Source organism: Mycobacterium sp. URHB0044 (genome assembly GCF_000620625.1).
In the GTDB taxonomy this organism is placed as follows: domain Bacteria; phylum Actinomycetota; class Actinomycetes; order Mycobacteriales; family Mycobacteriaceae; genus Mycobacterium.
Window position 1 is genome coordinate 76971 of record NZ_JIAW01000009.1, and the last position, 15707, is coordinate 92677.

12 protein-coding genes are annotated in these 15707 nt (G+C 68.1%); 4 read left to right on the forward strand and 8 right to left on the reverse strand.

The genetic code is table 11. The features are described from left to right. Position 1 precedes the first annotated feature (1 nt). The 6 genes from N536_RS0119275 to N536_RS0119300 form a co-directional block, all read right to left on the reverse strand. Positions 2-673 carry a PaaI family thioesterase gene (locus N536_RS0119275; protein WP_051574618.1) on the reverse strand — a complete coding sequence of 224 codons (672 nt, stop codon included), beginning with the start codon at positions 671-673 and terminating at the stop codon, positions 2-4. Further along, a complete protein-coding gene (locus N536_RS0119280) occupies positions 670-3636 on the reverse strand; it encodes a bifunctional [glutamine synthetase] adenylyltransferase/[glutamine synthetase]-adenylyl-L-tyrosine phosphorylase (RefSeq protein ID WP_029115110.1) in 2967 nt (988 codons plus the stop codon). Before N536_RS0119280 ends, N536_RS0119275 begins: the two co-directional genes overlap by 4 nt. 38 nt (positions 3637-3674) lie before the next feature. After that, positions 3675-5012, reverse strand: a complete 1338-nt coding sequence (locus N536_RS0119285) for a glutamine synthetase family protein (protein WP_029115111.1) — start codon at positions 5010-5012, stop codon at positions 3675-3677. Positions 5013-5087: 75 nt separating this feature from the next. Continuing rightward, complete coding sequence (locus N536_RS0119290; RefSeq protein WP_029115112.1) at positions 5088-6617, reverse strand: alpha/beta hydrolase; 1530 nt, start codon at positions 6615-6617, stop codon at positions 5088-5090. Positions 6618-6707: 90 nt separating this feature from the next. Further along, entirely contained in the window at positions 6708-8219 is a 1512-nt protein-coding gene (locus N536_RS0119295; RefSeq protein ID WP_197040181.1) for an alpha/beta hydrolase, read from the reverse strand. A 46-nt stretch (positions 8220-8265) separates the two neighbouring features. Next, entirely contained in the window at positions 8266-9657 is a 1392-nt protein-coding gene (locus N536_RS0119300) for a wax ester/triacylglycerol synthase family O-acyltransferase (protein ID WP_029115114.1), read from the reverse strand. A gap of 158 nt (positions 9658-9815) precedes the next feature. Here N536_RS0119300 and panB point away from each other — a divergent pair, with 158 nt between their 5' ends. Continuing rightward, positions 9816-10661 (forward strand): 3-methyl-2-oxobutanoate hydroxymethyltransferase, encoded by an 846-nt coding sequence (gene panB / locus N536_RS0119305; protein WP_029115115.1) that lies wholly within the window; start codon positions 9816-9818, stop codon positions 10659-10661. Here panB and N536_RS0119310 read toward each other — a convergent pair. Both N536_RS0119310 and N536_RS0119315 read right to left on the reverse strand, forming a co-directional pair. Beyond that, a complete protein-coding gene (locus tag N536_RS0119310; RefSeq protein ID WP_029115116.1) occupies positions 10658-11437 on the reverse strand; it encodes an enoyl-CoA hydratase/isomerase family protein in 780 nt (259 codons plus the stop codon). The two genes, panB and N536_RS0119310, sit on opposite strands and share 4 nt — an antisense overlap. A gap of 25 nt (positions 11438-11462) precedes the next feature. Further along, positions 11463-12146 carry a TetR/AcrR family transcriptional regulator gene (locus N536_RS0119315; protein WP_029115117.1) on the reverse strand — a complete coding sequence of 228 codons (684 nt, stop codon included), beginning with the start codon at positions 12144-12146 and terminating at the stop codon, positions 11463-11465. Positions 12147-12303: 157 nt separating this feature from the next. On the opposite strand from N536_RS0119315, the gene N536_RS0119320 reads away from it, so the two are divergent. The 3 genes from N536_RS0119320 to N536_RS0119330 are packed head-to-tail and all read left to right on the forward strand — an operon-like array spanning position 12304 to position 15676. After that, positions 12304-13047: a DUF1989 domain-containing protein gene (locus N536_RS0119320; protein WP_036437005.1), complete on the forward strand. Its 744-nt coding sequence runs from the start codon at positions 12304-12306 to the stop codon at positions 13045-13047. After that, positions 13044-13673 (forward strand): urea amidolyase associated protein UAAP2, encoded by a 630-nt coding sequence (locus N536_RS0119325; protein ID WP_036436978.1) that lies wholly within the window; start codon positions 13044-13046, stop codon positions 13671-13673. The genes N536_RS0119320 and N536_RS0119325 overlap by 4 nt, the downstream gene beginning before the upstream one ends. After that, positions 13670-15676 carry a 5-oxoprolinase/urea amidolyase family protein gene (locus N536_RS0119330; RefSeq protein ID WP_029115120.1) on the forward strand — a complete coding sequence of 669 codons (2007 nt, stop codon included), beginning with the start codon at positions 13670-13672 and terminating at the stop codon, positions 15674-15676. The genes N536_RS0119325 and N536_RS0119330 overlap by 4 nt, the downstream gene beginning before the upstream one ends. Positions 15677-15707 lie beyond the last annotated feature (31 nt).

Here is a 15707-nt window from a genome sequence, read left to right on the forward strand (position 1 = left end):
GTCATCCGGCGTCCCGCGCCCACGCCGGTCGGATGAACACACCATCGGCCTCCACGGTGCGGCCGTCCCCGTCACTGAGATATCCGCGCGCGTAGGTCTTGATGCCCTCGGTGCGTTCGATGAACGCCTCGGCGCGCAGCGGACCCTGCGGCGTACCCCGCAGATAGCGCAGCGTGATGGTGCCGGTGAACAACGGCTTCGTCAAACCGTCACTGGCCGCCTCGCCGAGCATGTGGTCGAGCACGAGTGCGCAGATCCCGCCGTGCACCAGCCCGGGCGGGCCTTCGTAGGCCGCCCCCAAGGTGAACTCGGACCAGCATCGGCCCCCCTCCTCGTGGTGGATCACCATCGGCGGGGCGATCGCATTGCGAAGGCCGACAGCCGGATTGGCCAACGCCAGTGGACGGCCGGTGCCCGCGTGCCGCAGATTCGACGTGGTACCGCGCCGTTCGCGTTCCAGCGTGTCGGCGATCGCGTCGATGGCGGCGCGGGCGTCGCGGATGGTGTCGTCGTCCACGCCGGTGCGGATAGCCGCGTCGATCAACCTGCGCATGGACTGGGTCAGAGGCTCGTAGACGTCGCGCAGCCGGTCGTACTCGTCGGCACTGATGACGTCCAAGCCGAAGTCCTCGTTCAAGCCGCGCCCCTTGTTTGCCTCATCCACCGGCCTCATGCACCGAAGACCTTCCGTACCACTGCCTTTGCCCGACGGGTGACCCGCAGGTAGTTGTCGAGGAACTCGCCACCGTTGTCGTTGTGCCAGCCGGCGGCCAGGGCCACCGCGTTGAGCTGACGGCCGGGGCCGGGCAGCTGATCGGAGGGCTTGCCGCGCACCAGGACCAGTGCGTTGCGTGCCCGCGTCGCGGTCAGCCACGCCTGGCGCAACAGGTCGATGTCGCCCTCGGCGATCAGCTCGGCCGCACCGATGGCGTCGAGGGTCTGCAGCGTCGACGTGCCGCGCAACGCGGGCACCTGGTGCGCGTGGCGCAGTTGGAGCAACTGCACGGTCCACTCGATGTCGGCGAGACCGCCCCTGCCCAATTTGGTGTGGGTGTTGGGATCCGCACCACGCGGCAACCGCTCGGCTTCGACTCGGGCCTTGATGCGCCGGATCTCCTGCACGGCAGCGGCCGAAACGCCGCCTGCGGGATAGCGGGTCTTGTCGATCATCAACAGGAAACGCTCGCCGAGCTCGGGATCACCGGCGACCCGGTGCGCCCGCAGCAGGGCCTGAATCTCCCACGCCTGAGCCCACTGCGCGTAGTAGGACTCATACGACGCCAACGTCCGGACCAGCGGGCCGCTGCGCCCCTCGGGCCGCAGATTGGCGTCGACCTCGAGCGGTGGGTCCGCACTGGGCGTGCCGAGTCGTGCCCGCACCTGTTCAGCGATGGTCACCGACCACTTCACCGCAACCGATTCCTCGACACCGTCGTGCGGCTCGCAAACGAACATCACATCGGCGTCGGAGCCGTAACCCAGTTCGCCGCCACCGAGTCGACCCATGCCGATGACCGCGATGCGCGCAGGCGGCCCGGATACGGGCGTGTTCGCCCGGATGACCACGTCGAGCGCCGCCTGCAACACCGCCACCCAGACCGAGGTGAGCGCCTTGCACACCGCGGTGACCTCGAGCATGCCGAGCAGGTCGGCCGACGCGATGCGGGCCAGCTCCCTGCGGCGCAGCGTGCGCGCCGCCATGATGGCGCGCTCGGGATCGGTGTGCCTGCCTGCCGACGCGATCAGCGCGCGACCCATGCTCTCCGGGTCGACCTCCAACAGCTTCGGCCCCTGTGGTCCGTCGGCGTACTGCTGGATCACCTCGGGCGCGCGCATCAGCAGGTCGGGCACGAACGCCGACGTGCCCAGCACGCGCATCAGCCGTTTGGCGACCGCGCCCTCGTCGCGCAGCGTGGACAAAAACCAGCGCTGTTCGCCAAGCGCGTCGCTGAGCCGCCGGTAGGACAGCAGGCCCGCGTCGGGGTCCGGGGTGTCGGACAACCAGTCCAGCAACGTCGGCAGTAGCACTCGCTGCACGCGCCCGCGCCGTCCGGTGTGGCCGGTCAACGCCGCCAAATGGGTGAGCGCGCTCTGCGGCCCCTCGTAACCCAGTGCGGCGAGCTGACGTTCGGCGGCCTTGGGCGTCATGGAGGCGGTCAGTTCGGCCGCCGGGCTGCCCACCGATTCGAGCAACGGCTGATAGAAGAGCTTGGCGTGCAGGCGTGACACCCGCATGCTCTGGCGTTTGAGTTCTTCCCGCAACACGCCGACCGCGTCGTGCTGGCCGTCGGGTCGCATGTGCGCGGCGCGGGCCAGCCATCGCATGGCCTCTTCGTCGTCGGACTCGGGCAGCATGTGCGTGCGCTTGAGGCGCTGCAGCTGCAGCCGGTGCTCGAGGAGGCGCAGAAACTCGTAGGACGCCGTCAGGTTGGCGGCATCGTCGCGGCCGACGTAGCCGCCCTCGCCGAGGGCTGCCAACGCGTCGACCGTGGACGCGACGTGCAGCGACTCGTCGTTGCGGCCGTGCACCAATTGCAGCAGCTGCACGGCGAACTCGACGTCGCGAAGGCCACCGGTGCCGAGTTTCAGTTCGCGATCGCGTACGCCCGCCGGCACCAGTTCCTCGACGCGGCGGCGCATGGCCTGCACCTCGGAAACGAAGTCCTCGCGCTCGGAGGCGTTCCACACCATTGGGCTCAGCGCTTCCATGTACCGCGCGCCCAGCTCGGGGTCACCGGCCGCCGGACGCGCCTTCAGCAGCGCTTGGAACTCCCACGTCTTGGCCCACCGCTCGTAATAGGCGATGTGCGATTCGAGGGTCCGAACCAGCGGGCCCTGCTTGCCCTCGGGGCGCAGCCCCGCATCCAGCTCGAAGAACGTGTCGCCGCCGAACCGCATCATCTCTCCTGCAACGCGGGTGGAGAGGGCGTCCGCGTGCTCGGCCACCAGGATCACGTCGACGTCGCTGACGTAATTCAGCTCGCGCGCACCGGACTTGCCCATGGCGATCACTGCGAGCCGGGGCGGCGGCGTGCTTTCGTCGCACACCGTGCGGGTTGCCACGATCAGCGCCGCACCCAGTGCAGCGTCGGCGAGGTCGGCCAGGTGTTCGCCGACCGTCGCGAAGGGCAACACGGGTTCGTTCTCGACGGTCGGCGCCACGTCGAGGGCCGCCAGCACCAGGAGCCGGTCGCGGTAGAGGGTTCGCAGCGAGGCCTGCACCGACTTTGCGTCCGTTGCACATTCGGCCACCGCCGCGAAGTCGCGGCGCAATTGGTCGGCCGACGGCAGGGCGACGTTGCCTGCCAGCAGATGCCATGACTGCGGGTGTGCGATGAGGTGGTCGCCGAGTGCCAGCGACGAGCCCAACACGGCGAACAGCCGACCGCGCAGGGAGCGGTCCTTGACCAGGGCTTGGTTCAGCTCGTCCCAAGCGCTGCCGAGGGTGTCGGCGAGGCGCACCATCGTGCGCAGCGCGGAGTCGGCGTCCGGCGCGCGCGACAGCGACCACAACAACTCGACGTGGGCGTCTGTGTGCCAGCCCAACCGGTCCAGGTCCGCGCGGGCGGGGGGTTCGACCAATCCGAGCCTGCCGACGCTTGGCAGCTTGGGTCGCTGCGTCGCGGGCTTGGCCATGTCCCCGACGTTATCTCACAGCACTACCCTGCCCGCCGTTACAGGGACAGGTAGGTCTTCAGCTCGAACGGCGTGACGTGGCTGCGGTAGTTCTCCCACTCGGCGCGCTTGTTGCGCAGGAAGAAGTCGAACACGTGCTCCCCCAACGCTTCCGCGACCAGTTCGGAGCTCTCCATCTCGGTCAGCGCCACTCCGAGGCTGCCGGGCAGCTCGCGGTACCCCATGGCGCGTCGCTCCTCGGGGGTCAGGTTCCAGACGTTGTCCTCGGCCTGAGGGCCGAGCTTGTAGCCCTTCTCGACGCCGCGCAGCCCGGCGGCCAACAGCACGGAGAAGGCGAGGTACGGGTTGCACGCCGAATCGGGGCTGCGGACCTCGACGCGGCGCGACGACGCCTTGCGCGGCGTGTACATCGGCACGCGCACCAACGCCGAACGGTTGGCGGCACCCCACGACGCGGCGGTCGGCGCCTCGCCGCCGTGCACCAGCCGCTTGTAGGAGTTCACCCACTGGTTGGTGACGGCGCTGATCTCGGAGGCGTGTTCGAGGATGCCCGCGATGAACGACTTGCCGACGTCGGACAGCTGCAGCGGATCGTCGGGGCTGTGGAAGGCGTTGTTCTCGCCCTCGAACAGGCTCATGTGGGTGTGCATCGCCGAGCCGGGGTATTCGGCGAACGGCTTCGGCATGAAGGACGCCCGCACGCCTTCGGTGAGCGCGACCTCCTTGACCACGTAGCGGAACGTCATGACGTTGTCGGCCATCGACAGCGCGTCGGCGTAGCGGAGGTCGATCTCCTGCTGCCCCGGCGCACCTTCGTGGTGGCTGAACTCCACCGAGATGCCCATCGACTCCAGCGCGTCGATCGCGTGGCGGCGGAAGTTCGGTGCGGCATCGTGAATCGTCTGGTCGAAGTAGCCGCCGTTGTCGGCGGGTACCGGCGGCTCGTCGTCGGAGCCCGGCTTGAGAAGGAAGAACTCGATCTCCGGGTGCACGTAGCAGGAGAATCCGAGGTCACTGGCCTTGGCGAGCTGACGGCGCAGCACGTGCCGCGAGTCGCCCCACGACGGCGAGCCGTCCGGCATGGTGATGTCGCAAAACATCCGGGCCGAGTGATGCTTGCCCGCGCTCGTCGTCCACGGCAGCACCTGGAATGTGGACGGGTCCGGGCGGGCCACGGTGTCCGATTCCGACACCCGCGCGAAGCCTTCGATGGACGAGCCGTCGAAGCCGATGCCCTCTTCGAAGGCGCCTTCTAGTTCGGCTGGGGCAATCGCCACGGATTTGAGGTATCCGAGCACGTCGGTGAACCACAACCGCACGAACCGGATGTCGCGTTCTTCCAGCGTGCGAAGCACGAATTCCTTCTGGCGATCCATGTCCGCAGCGTAGGCACCGGCTGTTAATTCTGTGTTACGGCGCGGCTGCGTGTCGTGTTCGCCGACGTCGGGGCGTCACTGACACTGCAGATTCGGCGGTGGTTGCACCGCGTCGACCAGGAACGCGACCACGGCCGGGTCGACGCACGGGTCGCCGTGGAACACGACGGTGTGCTGGGTGCCCGCGAAGGTGATCAGGGCGGCGTCCAACTCGCGTGCCAGCTCGACGCCCGCCAGATACGGCGTGGCCGGATCGCGCGTCGTCGAAACGACCACGACCTTGCCGGGCCCGGGCGAACCGACGTCGTGCGGTACCGAGGTCGGCGGCACCGGCCACATCGCGCAGGGATCCCGCGGCGCGTATCCGGTGAACTCGCCGTACGCCATGAAGGGAGCCGCCTCCCTGGCCCGGCGGTCGGCGTCGACCCACGCGGCGGGGTCGGTGGGGTACGGCGCGTCGACGCAGCGAATCCCGATGAACGCGTCCTGCTCGTTGTCGTAGTGGCCGCTCGCGTTGCGGCGCTGGTAGTCGTCGGCGAGCAGCAACAGGTCACCGGCGTCGGTCCCCCGCTGCAGGCCGAGCAGACCACTGGTCAGGTACTTCCAGTACCGCTGCGTGTAGAGCGCGTTGACGGTGCCCGTGATCGCATCCTGATAGCTCAGGCCACGCGGATCCGAGGTGCCACCGGGCTGCTGCACCAACGGATCGACGAGCTGGCGGTAGCGCGCCACGAACTGCGTTGGGTCGGTCCCCAGCGGGCAGTCCGCGGACCGCGCACAGTCCGCGGCGTAGTCGTCGAACGCCATTTGGAACCCGGCCAGCTGCCGGATGTTCTCGCCGATCGGGTCCGAACTGGGATCGACGGCACCGTCGAGCACCATCGCCCTGACGCGATCGGGATACCGCTCGGCGTAGGTGGCGCCGAGTTCCGTCCCGTACGAGAAGCCGAGGAAGTTGATCTGGTTCTCCCCCAACGCCGCACGCACCACGTCCATGTCCTGCGCGGTGGACGCCGTCCCGACGTTGGCGAGGAAGTCGAGGCCGGTCTTGTCGGCACAGCCCTGCGCGAGGTTCGCATACAGCTGCTCGATGCGTGCGACGCCCTCCGGGGTGTAGTCGGTCATCGGCTCGCGTCGGTAGGCGTCGAATTCGGCGTCGGTGCGACACCGCACCTCCGGCGTCGAGTGGCCGACCCCGCGAGGGTCGAACCCGACGAGGTCGAAGCGCCTGCCGATGTCCGTGTCGGCGAGGGCAGCGGCCATTCCGGCAACGGTGTCGACGGCCGACGCTCCCGGGCCGCCCGGGTTGACCATCAGGACGCCGATCCGATCACCCGTGGCGGGAACCCGGATGACCGCCAGCTGCGCCTGCGCGCCGTCGGGCCTGGCGTAGTCGACCGGCACCGAGACCGTTCCGCACTGGGCCGTCGGGATCGCCGCGGGATCCGCGAGGACGTTCGAACAACTGCCCCACTGAGGGGCCAGTCCATATTGCTGGGTGGACTCGCCTTCCGGTGACGCCCACGCGGCCGGGCAAATGGCGGCCGACATCATCAGGGTGGCAAGGGGCACCGCTGTCATCCGGCCCACCCGCATGGCGAACATGTTCGCACGCAACGCGCTTGCGGTCTGCACCCGAGTCCGGGCAGAGACAACCCAGCAATCAGACGGTGATGCGATGGTGACCTACGGCGGTCAGCACTTGGCGCCCGGCGGCGGAACGGTGACGTCGATCAGGTACTTCGCGGCGATGTCGTCGACGCAGCGATTGCCCTGGAACACCACGGTGTGCTGGGTGCCCTCGAAGGTCAGCACCGACCCGCCGAGTTGCTTGGCCAGGTCGACGCCCGCCTGATACGGCGTGGCCGGGTCGTGGGTCGTCGACACCACCAGGATCGGAGGTAGGCCGCTCACCTTGATCTCGTGTGGCGTCGAGGACGGCGGTACCGGCCAGAACGCGCACGTGCTCAGCGGCGCGTGTCCGGTGAACTCGCCGTAGCTCATGAAGGGCGCGGCCTGCCTGGCCCGACGGTCCTCGTCGATCGTCTTGTCGCGGTCGGTGATGGGCGGCTCGTCGACGCAGTTCACCGCGACGCGCACGTCGGTGGAGTTGTTGTAGTGACCTTCGCCGTCACGACCCATGTAGAGGTCGGCGAGCGCGAGCATGGTGTCGCCGTCGCCGCGGCGCAGTTCGGTCAGGCCCTGTGTGAGGTGACGCCACAGGTTCGGCGAGTACAGCGGCAGGATGGTCCCGACCAGCGCGTCGCCGTAACTCAGACCGCGTGGGTCCTTGGTACTGGCCGGCTTCTCCACCAGCGGATCGACGAGACTGTGGTAGACGTCGACGGCCTTGCTCGGGTCGGTGCCCAGCGGACACGTCGGCTTGGTCGCACAGTCGGCCGCGTAGTCGTCGAACGCCTTCTGGAACGCCGCGGCCTGCCGGATGTTGGACTCGATCGGGTCGGCGTTGGGGTCCACCGCACCGTCGAGGATCATCGACCGCACGTTGTGCGGGTAGCTCTCCGCGTAGAGCGATCCGATCCTGGTGCCATACGAGTATCCGAGGTAGTTCAGCTGCTTGTCACCGAGCGAAGCCCGCATCGCATCGAGATCCTTTACCACGCTTGCGGTTCCGACGTTGGCGAGGAACTCCTTGCCCATCTTGTCCACGCAGCGCTGGACGAATTCCTTCGTCTCGGACTCGATGTGCGCGACGCCCTCCGGCGAATAGTCGACCTGGGGGTCGGCGCGCAACCGGTCGTTGTCGGCATCCGAGTTGCACCACACCGCCGGGGTCGACTTGCCGACGCCGCGCGGGTCGAAGCCGACCAGGTCGAAGCGGTCCCGCACCGACTCCGGCATGGTTCCGACGATCGAGGCGGCCGCGTCCACTCCGGACTCGCCGGGACCACCCGGGTTGACGATGAGCGAGCCGATCTTGTTCCCGGTGGCCTTGAACCGGATCATCGCGATCTGCGCGACGTCGCCGTCGGGCTTGGCGTAATCGACGGGAACCGAGAGCATTCCGCATTCGCCGCCCGCGGGGATCTTCACGTCATCGGACGAGGCCGACTCGCACGCCGACCATTGCACGGGCGTGCCGGGCTTCGGCGCACCGACGATGGCCTTCCCGTCGACCACCTTGCTGCAACCCGCCACCAGCAACATCACCATGGCGGCCGCAAGCAGCCCGCTCCGAAGCTTCATGGCTGCCCATGCTGCCATGCGGGCGCATCGGCGCTGCTAAGGGCACTTAGCGCGTCGCGTCGAGCAACTCCCCGAGTGCCACGACGAAGTCGTCGGCCATGTCCCAGAGATCCGGCAGAAGTTCGGGGCAAGAGATCAGCCCGACGTCGAGTGTCCCGTTCAATGACATCACCGTGATGTTGAGTCCCGAGCCGTGGAAGATCGGGCCGAGCGGGTACATCGCCTTGACCTGCGCACCCAGGAAGTACAACGGAATCTGCGGCCCCGGCACGTTGGAGACCACCAGGTTGTGCACGGGCTTCGCGCTCGTCAGCCGGCTCGCGGCGTACACCCGCATCGCGACCCCGAACACCGCGGGCGCCGCGAACTGCGACCAGTCCTGCAGCAGTGTCGCCCCGATCGCCGCACTGTGTTGCTTGGCAACTGAATTCGCGGCGGCGATGGACTTCAGCCGTTCGGCGGGATCCTCGATGTGGGTTTCGAGCCGGGAGAACATGCCCGACACCTGGTTTCGGCCGGGGCGATCGGACTTGTCGTGCACCGACACCGGGACCATCGCCACCAGCGAGCCGTCCGGCAGTTCGCCTCGGTCGAGCAGGAACCGCCGCAACACCCCGGACACCAGCGCCATCACGACGTCGTTGAGCTTCACGCCGAAGTGATTCTTGACGGTCTTGACGTCGTCGAGGTCGAGTTGGGCGAACGCGACGTTGCGGTGCCCGGTGATCGTGGCGTTGAACGCGGTCTTCGGCGCGGCGAAGGGTGCCGCCATGCTGAGGCCGGAGCGGGCACGCTTCACCGTGTCCAGCACCGTCGAAAGCGTCGACGGCACCACGTTGACGAGCTTCAGTGGCCGGGTGACGAACCTGACCGCACCACCGATCGCGATCTCCAGATCAGTTGCATCACCAGCTCCCTCGACCGGATCCGGCGGTGGCGCATCGGCTTCCGTGGTGCACAGCTGAGACATCAGGTTGGCGCCGGTGACACCGTCGACGCCGGCATGGTGCACCTTCGTCATGACCGCGAGCCTGCCGCCGCCGTGCGCGTCGGTGCCCGCGATGTTCTCGATGATCCACATTTCCCACAGCGGCCTGCTGCGGTCGAGCGACAACGACGCGATGTGCCCGCAGATTTCGCCGAGCTCGGTCCGCCCACCCGGAGAGGGCAGGCCGATGCGATGCAGATGCCGGTCGACGTCGAAGTCCTTGTCCTCCACCCACACCGGGTGATCGAGATTGAGCCGGTTGTCCACCAGCTTCTCGCGAAACTCCGGCATCGCCTTGATCCGCAGGCCCAAGGCGTCACGCAAGCGGTCGAACGTGTAGCCGCCGGGGATGGTCGAGGTGTCGATCTCCAGGACCGAGCACACGTGCAGTGGCTGTATGGCGGTCTCGAGGTAGAGGAAGCTGGCGTCGAGTCCGCTGAGCCGTTGCATGGGCCGATGGTAGGCGGGACGTGACTCGACATGTGAGGAAATCCACTTCCCCCACGGTTCCAACTGCCATGGGGAAGTGGCAGAATTCGTGATGTCTGACGAACCCGGGGACCCGACATGGGCCACGAGGATCGACCCGACCCAGATTGGGGACAATGATGTCTGAGCAAACGGTTTACGGTGCTGCCACCGATTCGCAGCCGAAGCCTCGCACCAAAATCCGCACCCACCACCTGCAGAAGTGGAAGGCCGAGGGCCACAAGTGGTCCATGCTGACGGCCTACGACTACTCCACCGCCCGCGTCTTCGACGACGCGGAGATCCCCGTGCTGTTGGTCGGCGATTCCGCGGCCAACGTCGTCTACGGCTACGACACCACGGTGCCGGTGACCATCGACGAGCTGATTCCCCTGGTCCGCGGTGTGGTCCGCGGTGCGCCCCACGCGCTCGTGGTCGCCGACCTGCCGTTCGGCAGCTATGAAGCGGGCCCGCAGCAGGCGCTGGCCACGGCGACGCGGTTCCTCAAGGAGACGGGCGCGGCGGCAGTCAAGCTGGAGGGCGGCGAACGGGTCAGCGAGCAGATCGCAATACTGACGCAGGCGGGGATTCCCGTCGTGGCCCACATCGGCTTCACTCCGCAAAGTGTCAACGGTCTCGGCGGCTTCCGCGTGCAGGGCCGTGGCGATGCCGCCGAGCAGACCGTCCACGACGCCATCGCCGTTGCCGAGGCAGGCGCCATCGCCGTGGTCCTCGAAATGGTGCCCGCCGAACTCGCCACCCAGATCACCGGCAAGCTGACCATCCCGACGGTCGGCATCGGCGCGGGTCCCAACTGCGACGCCCAGGTGCTGGTGTGGCAGGACATGGCCGGGATGACGTCGGGCCGGACGGCGAAGTTCGTCAAGCGATTCGGCGACGTCGGTGCCGAATTGCGCCGTGCCGCAGTCCAATACGCCGAAGAGGTCGCCACCGGCGCCTTCCCGGCGGAGGAACACTCCTTCTAACTGAACTCCGGTTTGCGCTTGCCGAGGAAGGCCGCGATGCCTTCGGCGCCGTCAGCGGAGCGCGCGCACTCGGCGATCAGGCGGCCCTCGAGTTCCATCTGCTCCTCGATGCCCGAGCGATAGGTGGCCAGCAGCAGCTTCTTGACGGCCGAGTTCGACGGGCGGGCGGTGCTTGCCATCGCCTGGGCAAGCGCTTCGGTCCTGGCCGCCAGTTCTGCGCCGGGCACCACTTCGGTCACCAGACCCCAGTCGAGCGCCTCGGCCGCAGACAGGGTCCGGTTGGTCAGCATCAGTTCCTGGGTACGTCGGATGCCGATGAGCCGCGGCAGGTAGTACGAGGAGCTTCCGTCGGGGCTGAGCCCGGCCTTCGTGTAGGCCATGGTGAACTTCGCCGAGTCGGCGCACAGCACCAGATCACCGGTGACGGCCACGCTGAAGCCTGCGCCCGCTGCGGTGCCGTTGACCGCGGTGATCAGGACCGCGTCCATGCGGGCGAACGTCGACAACGCCCGATGCAGGTCATCGGCCATGCCCTTGACGAACGTCCCGGCGTCGGGCGCGGCGGCCATGGCCCTGAGGTCGCCACCCGCGGAGAAGAAGCGGCCAGCGCCGGTGAGCGTGACCACCTTGGTGGCTGCGGTGTCGCACAGCGCCGCTGCGATCGAGAGTTCGCGCGTCATGGCGTCGTTCATGCCGTTGGCGGCGTCGGGCCGGTTGAGCACGATGCTCGTGATGGATCCGGACTGGTCGAACGTCAGCGTTTCGAAATCGGGCATGGCGCAGACGGTATCGCAACCGCGATTACGTCATCGCACCGATGTGTAAGGCCAACCGGTTTGCGGTCGTGGTTCGCAGCGCGCGGAAGTCGCCGTCGAACCCGAGCAGTCGCAGCGCGCCGTCGGCGATGATCCACGGCTGGTCGGCCGGTGTCGCACCGTCGTCGGAGCGGCGATTGATCACCGACTCGACGAGGCGGAACGGAAGTTCGTCGGCGTCGGGCGGCCCGTCGCACTCGGCGATGACGGTCGCGGACAGCCTGCGGTAGCGGTCGCGCAGCTCGGCGCGGTTCTTGCGGAACTCAGCGAAGCGGTCCACGCGCAGCTCGGGCAGCAGATAGAGCGCACCGAGATTCCAGGTGCTCTCGCACAGCTGCGTCACGTCGGCGGCGACCAGTGCGTGCAGGCGCGGGACTGCGGGCCCCTGCTCCGCGATGAGTTCGGCGGCCAGTCGCAGCGGCTCGTCGACGGTGCCCGCCAGCAGCGCGTCGAGGATGTCGTCCTTGGTGGCGAAGTGGTGATACAGCGAGGCCTGACGGACGCCGACCGCGTCGGCGATCCGCCTGGTGGACGTATTGGCGTAGCCCTGCGTGGTGAACAACTCTGCGGCGGCGTCGAGAATCTCCTCACGGGCGTTCTTGCCGGGCCGCCGAGACTGCTCCAGCCTCGGGCGGCCCCGTCCTTCACTGCCCCGGCCTTCGCTTTGCATGGGCACATTGTGTCACCGGCCCGTGTCGCCGGTCGTTCGCCGTGCCATATTTCCTGTCATTTGATAGAAATAAGTCTCAACGCGTCCGTAACAGGCGTGACACCCATCGGGAACGCCCGACCACAAAACTTTCAAGTGACAGTTAAGGAGGCCGATGATGCCGAGCACCAACTCGACCGATGGTGCCCGTTCACATGCCCGCGGGCAGGCGGCGACCGCCACCTTGCGGGTGCCGGAGGCGCCCGCGGGCGTCGACGTGACGTGGGCCGAGGCGATCCCGCCCGGCTCGTACGCCACGAAGGTGCTGGGCCGGGGAACGCGCGTGCGGCTGGCCGACCCGCAGGGCGGCGCGTGCGCGCATCTGCTGATGTTCCGGGCCGACGCGTCATGGGAGCGGCTCAACGTCGCCGACACCATGAAGGTGCCGTGGCAGGCCTACCTCGGCGCGGGGCATCCCCTGCTGTCCGATCAGGGCAGGGTCCTGGCCACCATCGTCGCCGATACCTCTGGTCACCACGACACGTTGTGCGGCATGACCGAAGCCGGCCACGCCCAGATGCTCCTCGGCGTGCACAAACACGGGATGGACGTGCGTGACGTCGCACCGTCGGTGTCGTTCTTCAAGGGTGTCCGGGTCGGCGACGACGGCGGCCTGGCCTTCACCGGGTCCGCGGGTGCGGCAACGACGGTCGACCTGCTCGTCCAATTGCCGGTGACGATCGTCCTGGTCAACGCCGCGCACCCGCTCGATCCGTCGCCTGCGGTCACCGATCTGGACGTCGTGGCATGGCGGGCGGACGACCAACTGACGATGCCCGTCACCGACGAACCCGAATACCTGCGTGCCCTGTTCAACACCGAAAGCACTTGGGCCGCAGCACAGAACAGTGAGGCACTATGACCACCGACACCGCTGCGACGGCCACCGTGTTCACCGACGAGATCGTCGCCGCCTGCGCACCATGGTCGGCCGTGGTACGGGCAGGCCAACAGCTGCAGATCATCGACCTGCACGGCAACCAGGCCGTCGACACGCTGTTCTACGCGGCCGACGACCACACCGTCCGGTACAGCGCACAGACCACGATCGCGAAGCAGGGCAACGTCTTCCTGACCACCGGGTCGGTGCTGCGGGCAGCCAACGGCACGGCGCTGATGACGATCGTCGCCGACGAGGTGGGCAACCACGACACCATCGCGGGAGCGTGCTCGAAGGAGTCCAACACGCTGCGCTACGGCCATCACACCGTGCACCAGCACGCGTGCGCCGAGAACTTCCTGGCCGAGGCGGCCAAGTGGGGCATGAGCAAACGCGACATCGTCTCCAACGTCAACTTCTTCATGAACGTGCCCGTGGAGGCCGACGGCACGCTCGGCATCGTGGACGGCCTTTCCGCACCGGGCAAGTCACTGACGCTTCGGGCCGACGTCGACACCTTGGTCTTGGTGTCGAACTGCCCGCAGATCAACAACCCCTGCAACGGGTTCGACCCGACGCCGGTCCGGATGGTGATCACCGGCTCATGAGCCAGACCATCCAGGTGATGCGGCCGGGCATGATGACCACGGTGCAGGACTGGCCGGGCCGAATCGGCTACTGGCACATCGGCGTTCCACCGTCCGGCCCGATGGACGACCTGTCGTTCCGGATCGGAAACCGAGTGCTCGGAAACAGCGAGGGCGCCGCCGGGCTGGAATGCACCAGGGGCGGGCCGGCATTGCGGTTCCCCGACGGCGGCCGGGTGTGCGTCACCGGTGCTCCCGTCGCGGTCACCGTCGACGGCGTCGCGGTCCCGCAGTGGCAGTCGGTAGTCGTCCCCGCCGGCGGGGTGCTCGACGTCGGCTTGCTGACGGGTCCGGGCATGCGTTGCTACGTCCTGGTGGCAGGCAGCATCGTCGAGCCCGAATACCTGGGCAGCACGGCCACTTTCACGATGGGCACGTTCGGCGGCCACGACGGACGCGCACTCCGCGACGGTGACGCGCTGATGATCGGCGAAGATCCCGGCCCGCACGAGGGTAGGCCCGACCGGGCCGCTCGCGCCGCCATCGAGGAGCAGCCCAGCATTGGGCACCGCTGGGAGATCGCGGTGACGGAGGGCCCGCACGGAGCGCCGGAGTTCTTCACTCGCGCCGACATCGACACCGTCATCGGCACCGACTACACCGTGCACTTCAACTCCGACCGCACCGGCGTTCGACTCGACGGTCCCAAGCCACGGTGGGCACGCAGCGACGGCGGCGAGGCCGGACTGCATCCCTCCAACATTCACGACACCGCTTATTGCGTTGGCGCACTGGACTTCACGGGCGACACCCCAATCTTGCTCGGACCCGACGGCCCAAGCCTCGGCGGCTTCGTCTGCCCGGTCACGGTGGTCGGGGGCGACCGGTGGAAGCTCGGCCAGATGGCGCCCGGCGATGCCGTGCGGTTCGTGCCGGTCCGCGCCGACCGGGCACCGTCGCTGCGCACCATCGACGCCGACCGGCGGGCGTCGTTCCCGCTGGTGATCTCCAGCTCCAGCGACGACGACGACGGCGTGCTGACCCGCTACCGGACAGTCGACGGCACCGAAGTGACGCTGCGCCGGGCGGGCGACGGTGGGGTGCTCGTCGAGTACGGCGCCATGGTGCTCGACCTCGCGATGCGCGCGCGTGTACACGTGCTGTACGAACATCTGCTGGCGCGCAACGTCCCCGGAGTGACGGAGCTGACTCCCGGCGTCCGGTCGTTGCAGGTGCAGTTCGATCCGGCGGCGCTGCCGATGGCCGAGGTGATCGAGCTGCTCGCCGGAATCGACGGCGACCTTCCCCCGTCGGATCGGCTCGTCGTGCCCAGCCGCACGGTGCGGTTACCGCTGTCCTGGGATGACCCGGCGACGCACGAGGCGATCCAGCGCTACATGCACGGGGTCCGGTCCGACGCACCGTGGTGCCCGTGGAACATCGAGTTCATCCGGCGGATCAACGGTCTCGACGACGTCCAGGCCGTCCACGACATCGTCTACGACGCGCAGTATCTGGTGCTCGGACTGGGTGACGTCTACCTCGGCGCACCGGTGGCCACTCCCCTCGACCCGCGTCACCGCCTCGTCACCACCAAGTACAACCCGGCCAGGACCTGGACGCCGGAGAACGCCGTCGGCATCGGCGGGGCCTACCTCTGCATCTACGGCATGGAGGGGCCGGGCGGCTACCAGTTCGTCGGCCGCACCACTCAGGTCTGGAACCACTGCCACCCCCGCGACGCACGCTCGTTCGAGCCGGGAACGCCATGGCTGCTGCGGTACTTCGACCGGATCAGCTTCTACCCGGTCAGCGCCGAGGAACTTCTCGATCTGCGGTCGGACATGGCCGCAGGCCGCGGCGACGTCGACATCGCAGGCGGGGAATTCTCGTTGGCCGCCTACACCGACTTCCTGGCCGCGGACGCCGACGGCATCGCGGCGTTCCGGCAACAGCAGAGCGTGGCGTTCGCCGAGGAACGCTCGGCGTGGGATCGCGCGGGCGAGGTGCAGCGGGCGAGCTGATCAGCTGGTCCGTTCACCTTGGTGTGGCACC

Coding starts and splice junctions, on each gene's coding strand:
- N536_RS0119275 (WP_051574618.1), bottom strand. CDS start 673: ATGAGGCCGGTGGATGAGGCAAACAAGGGGCGCGGCTTGAACGAGGAC.
- N536_RS0119280 (WP_029115110.1), bottom strand. CDS start 3,636: ATGGCCAAGCCCGCGACGCAGCGACCCAAGCTGCCAAGCGTCGGCAGG.
- N536_RS0119285 (WP_029115111.1), bottom strand. CDS start 5,012: ATGGATCGCCAGAAGGAATTCGTGCTTCGCACGCTGGAAGAACGCGAC.
- N536_RS0119290 (WP_029115112.1), bottom strand. CDS start 6,617: ATGTTCGCCATGCGGGTGGGCCGGATGACAGCGGTGCCCCTTGCCACC.
- N536_RS0119295 (WP_197040181.1), bottom strand. CDS start 8,219: ATGAAGCTTCGGAGCGGGCTGCTTGCGGCCGCCATGGTGATGTTGCTG.
- N536_RS0119300 (WP_029115114.1), bottom strand. CDS start 9,657: ATGCAACGGCTCAGCGGACTCGACGCCAGCTTCCTCTACCTCGAGACC.
- panB (WP_029115115.1), top strand. CDS start 9,816: ATGTCTGAGCAAACGGTTTACGGTGCTGCCACCGATTCGCAGCCGAAG.
- N536_RS0119310 (WP_029115116.1), bottom strand. CDS start 11,437: ATGCCCGATTTCGAAACGCTGACGTTCGACCAGTCCGGATCCATCACG.
- N536_RS0119315 (WP_029115117.1), bottom strand. CDS start 12,146: ATGCAAAGCGAAGGCCGGGGCAGTGAAGGACGGGGCCGCCCGAGGCTG.
- N536_RS0119320 (WP_036437005.1), top strand. CDS start 12,304: ATGCCGAGCACCAACTCGACCGATGGTGCCCGTTCACATGCCCGCGGG.
- N536_RS0119325 (WP_036436978.1), top strand. CDS start 13,044: ATGACCACCGACACCGCTGCGACGGCCACCGTGTTCACCGACGAGATC.
- N536_RS0119330 (WP_029115120.1), top strand. CDS start 13,670: ATGAGCCAGACCATCCAGGTGATGCGGCCGGGCATGATGACCACGGTG.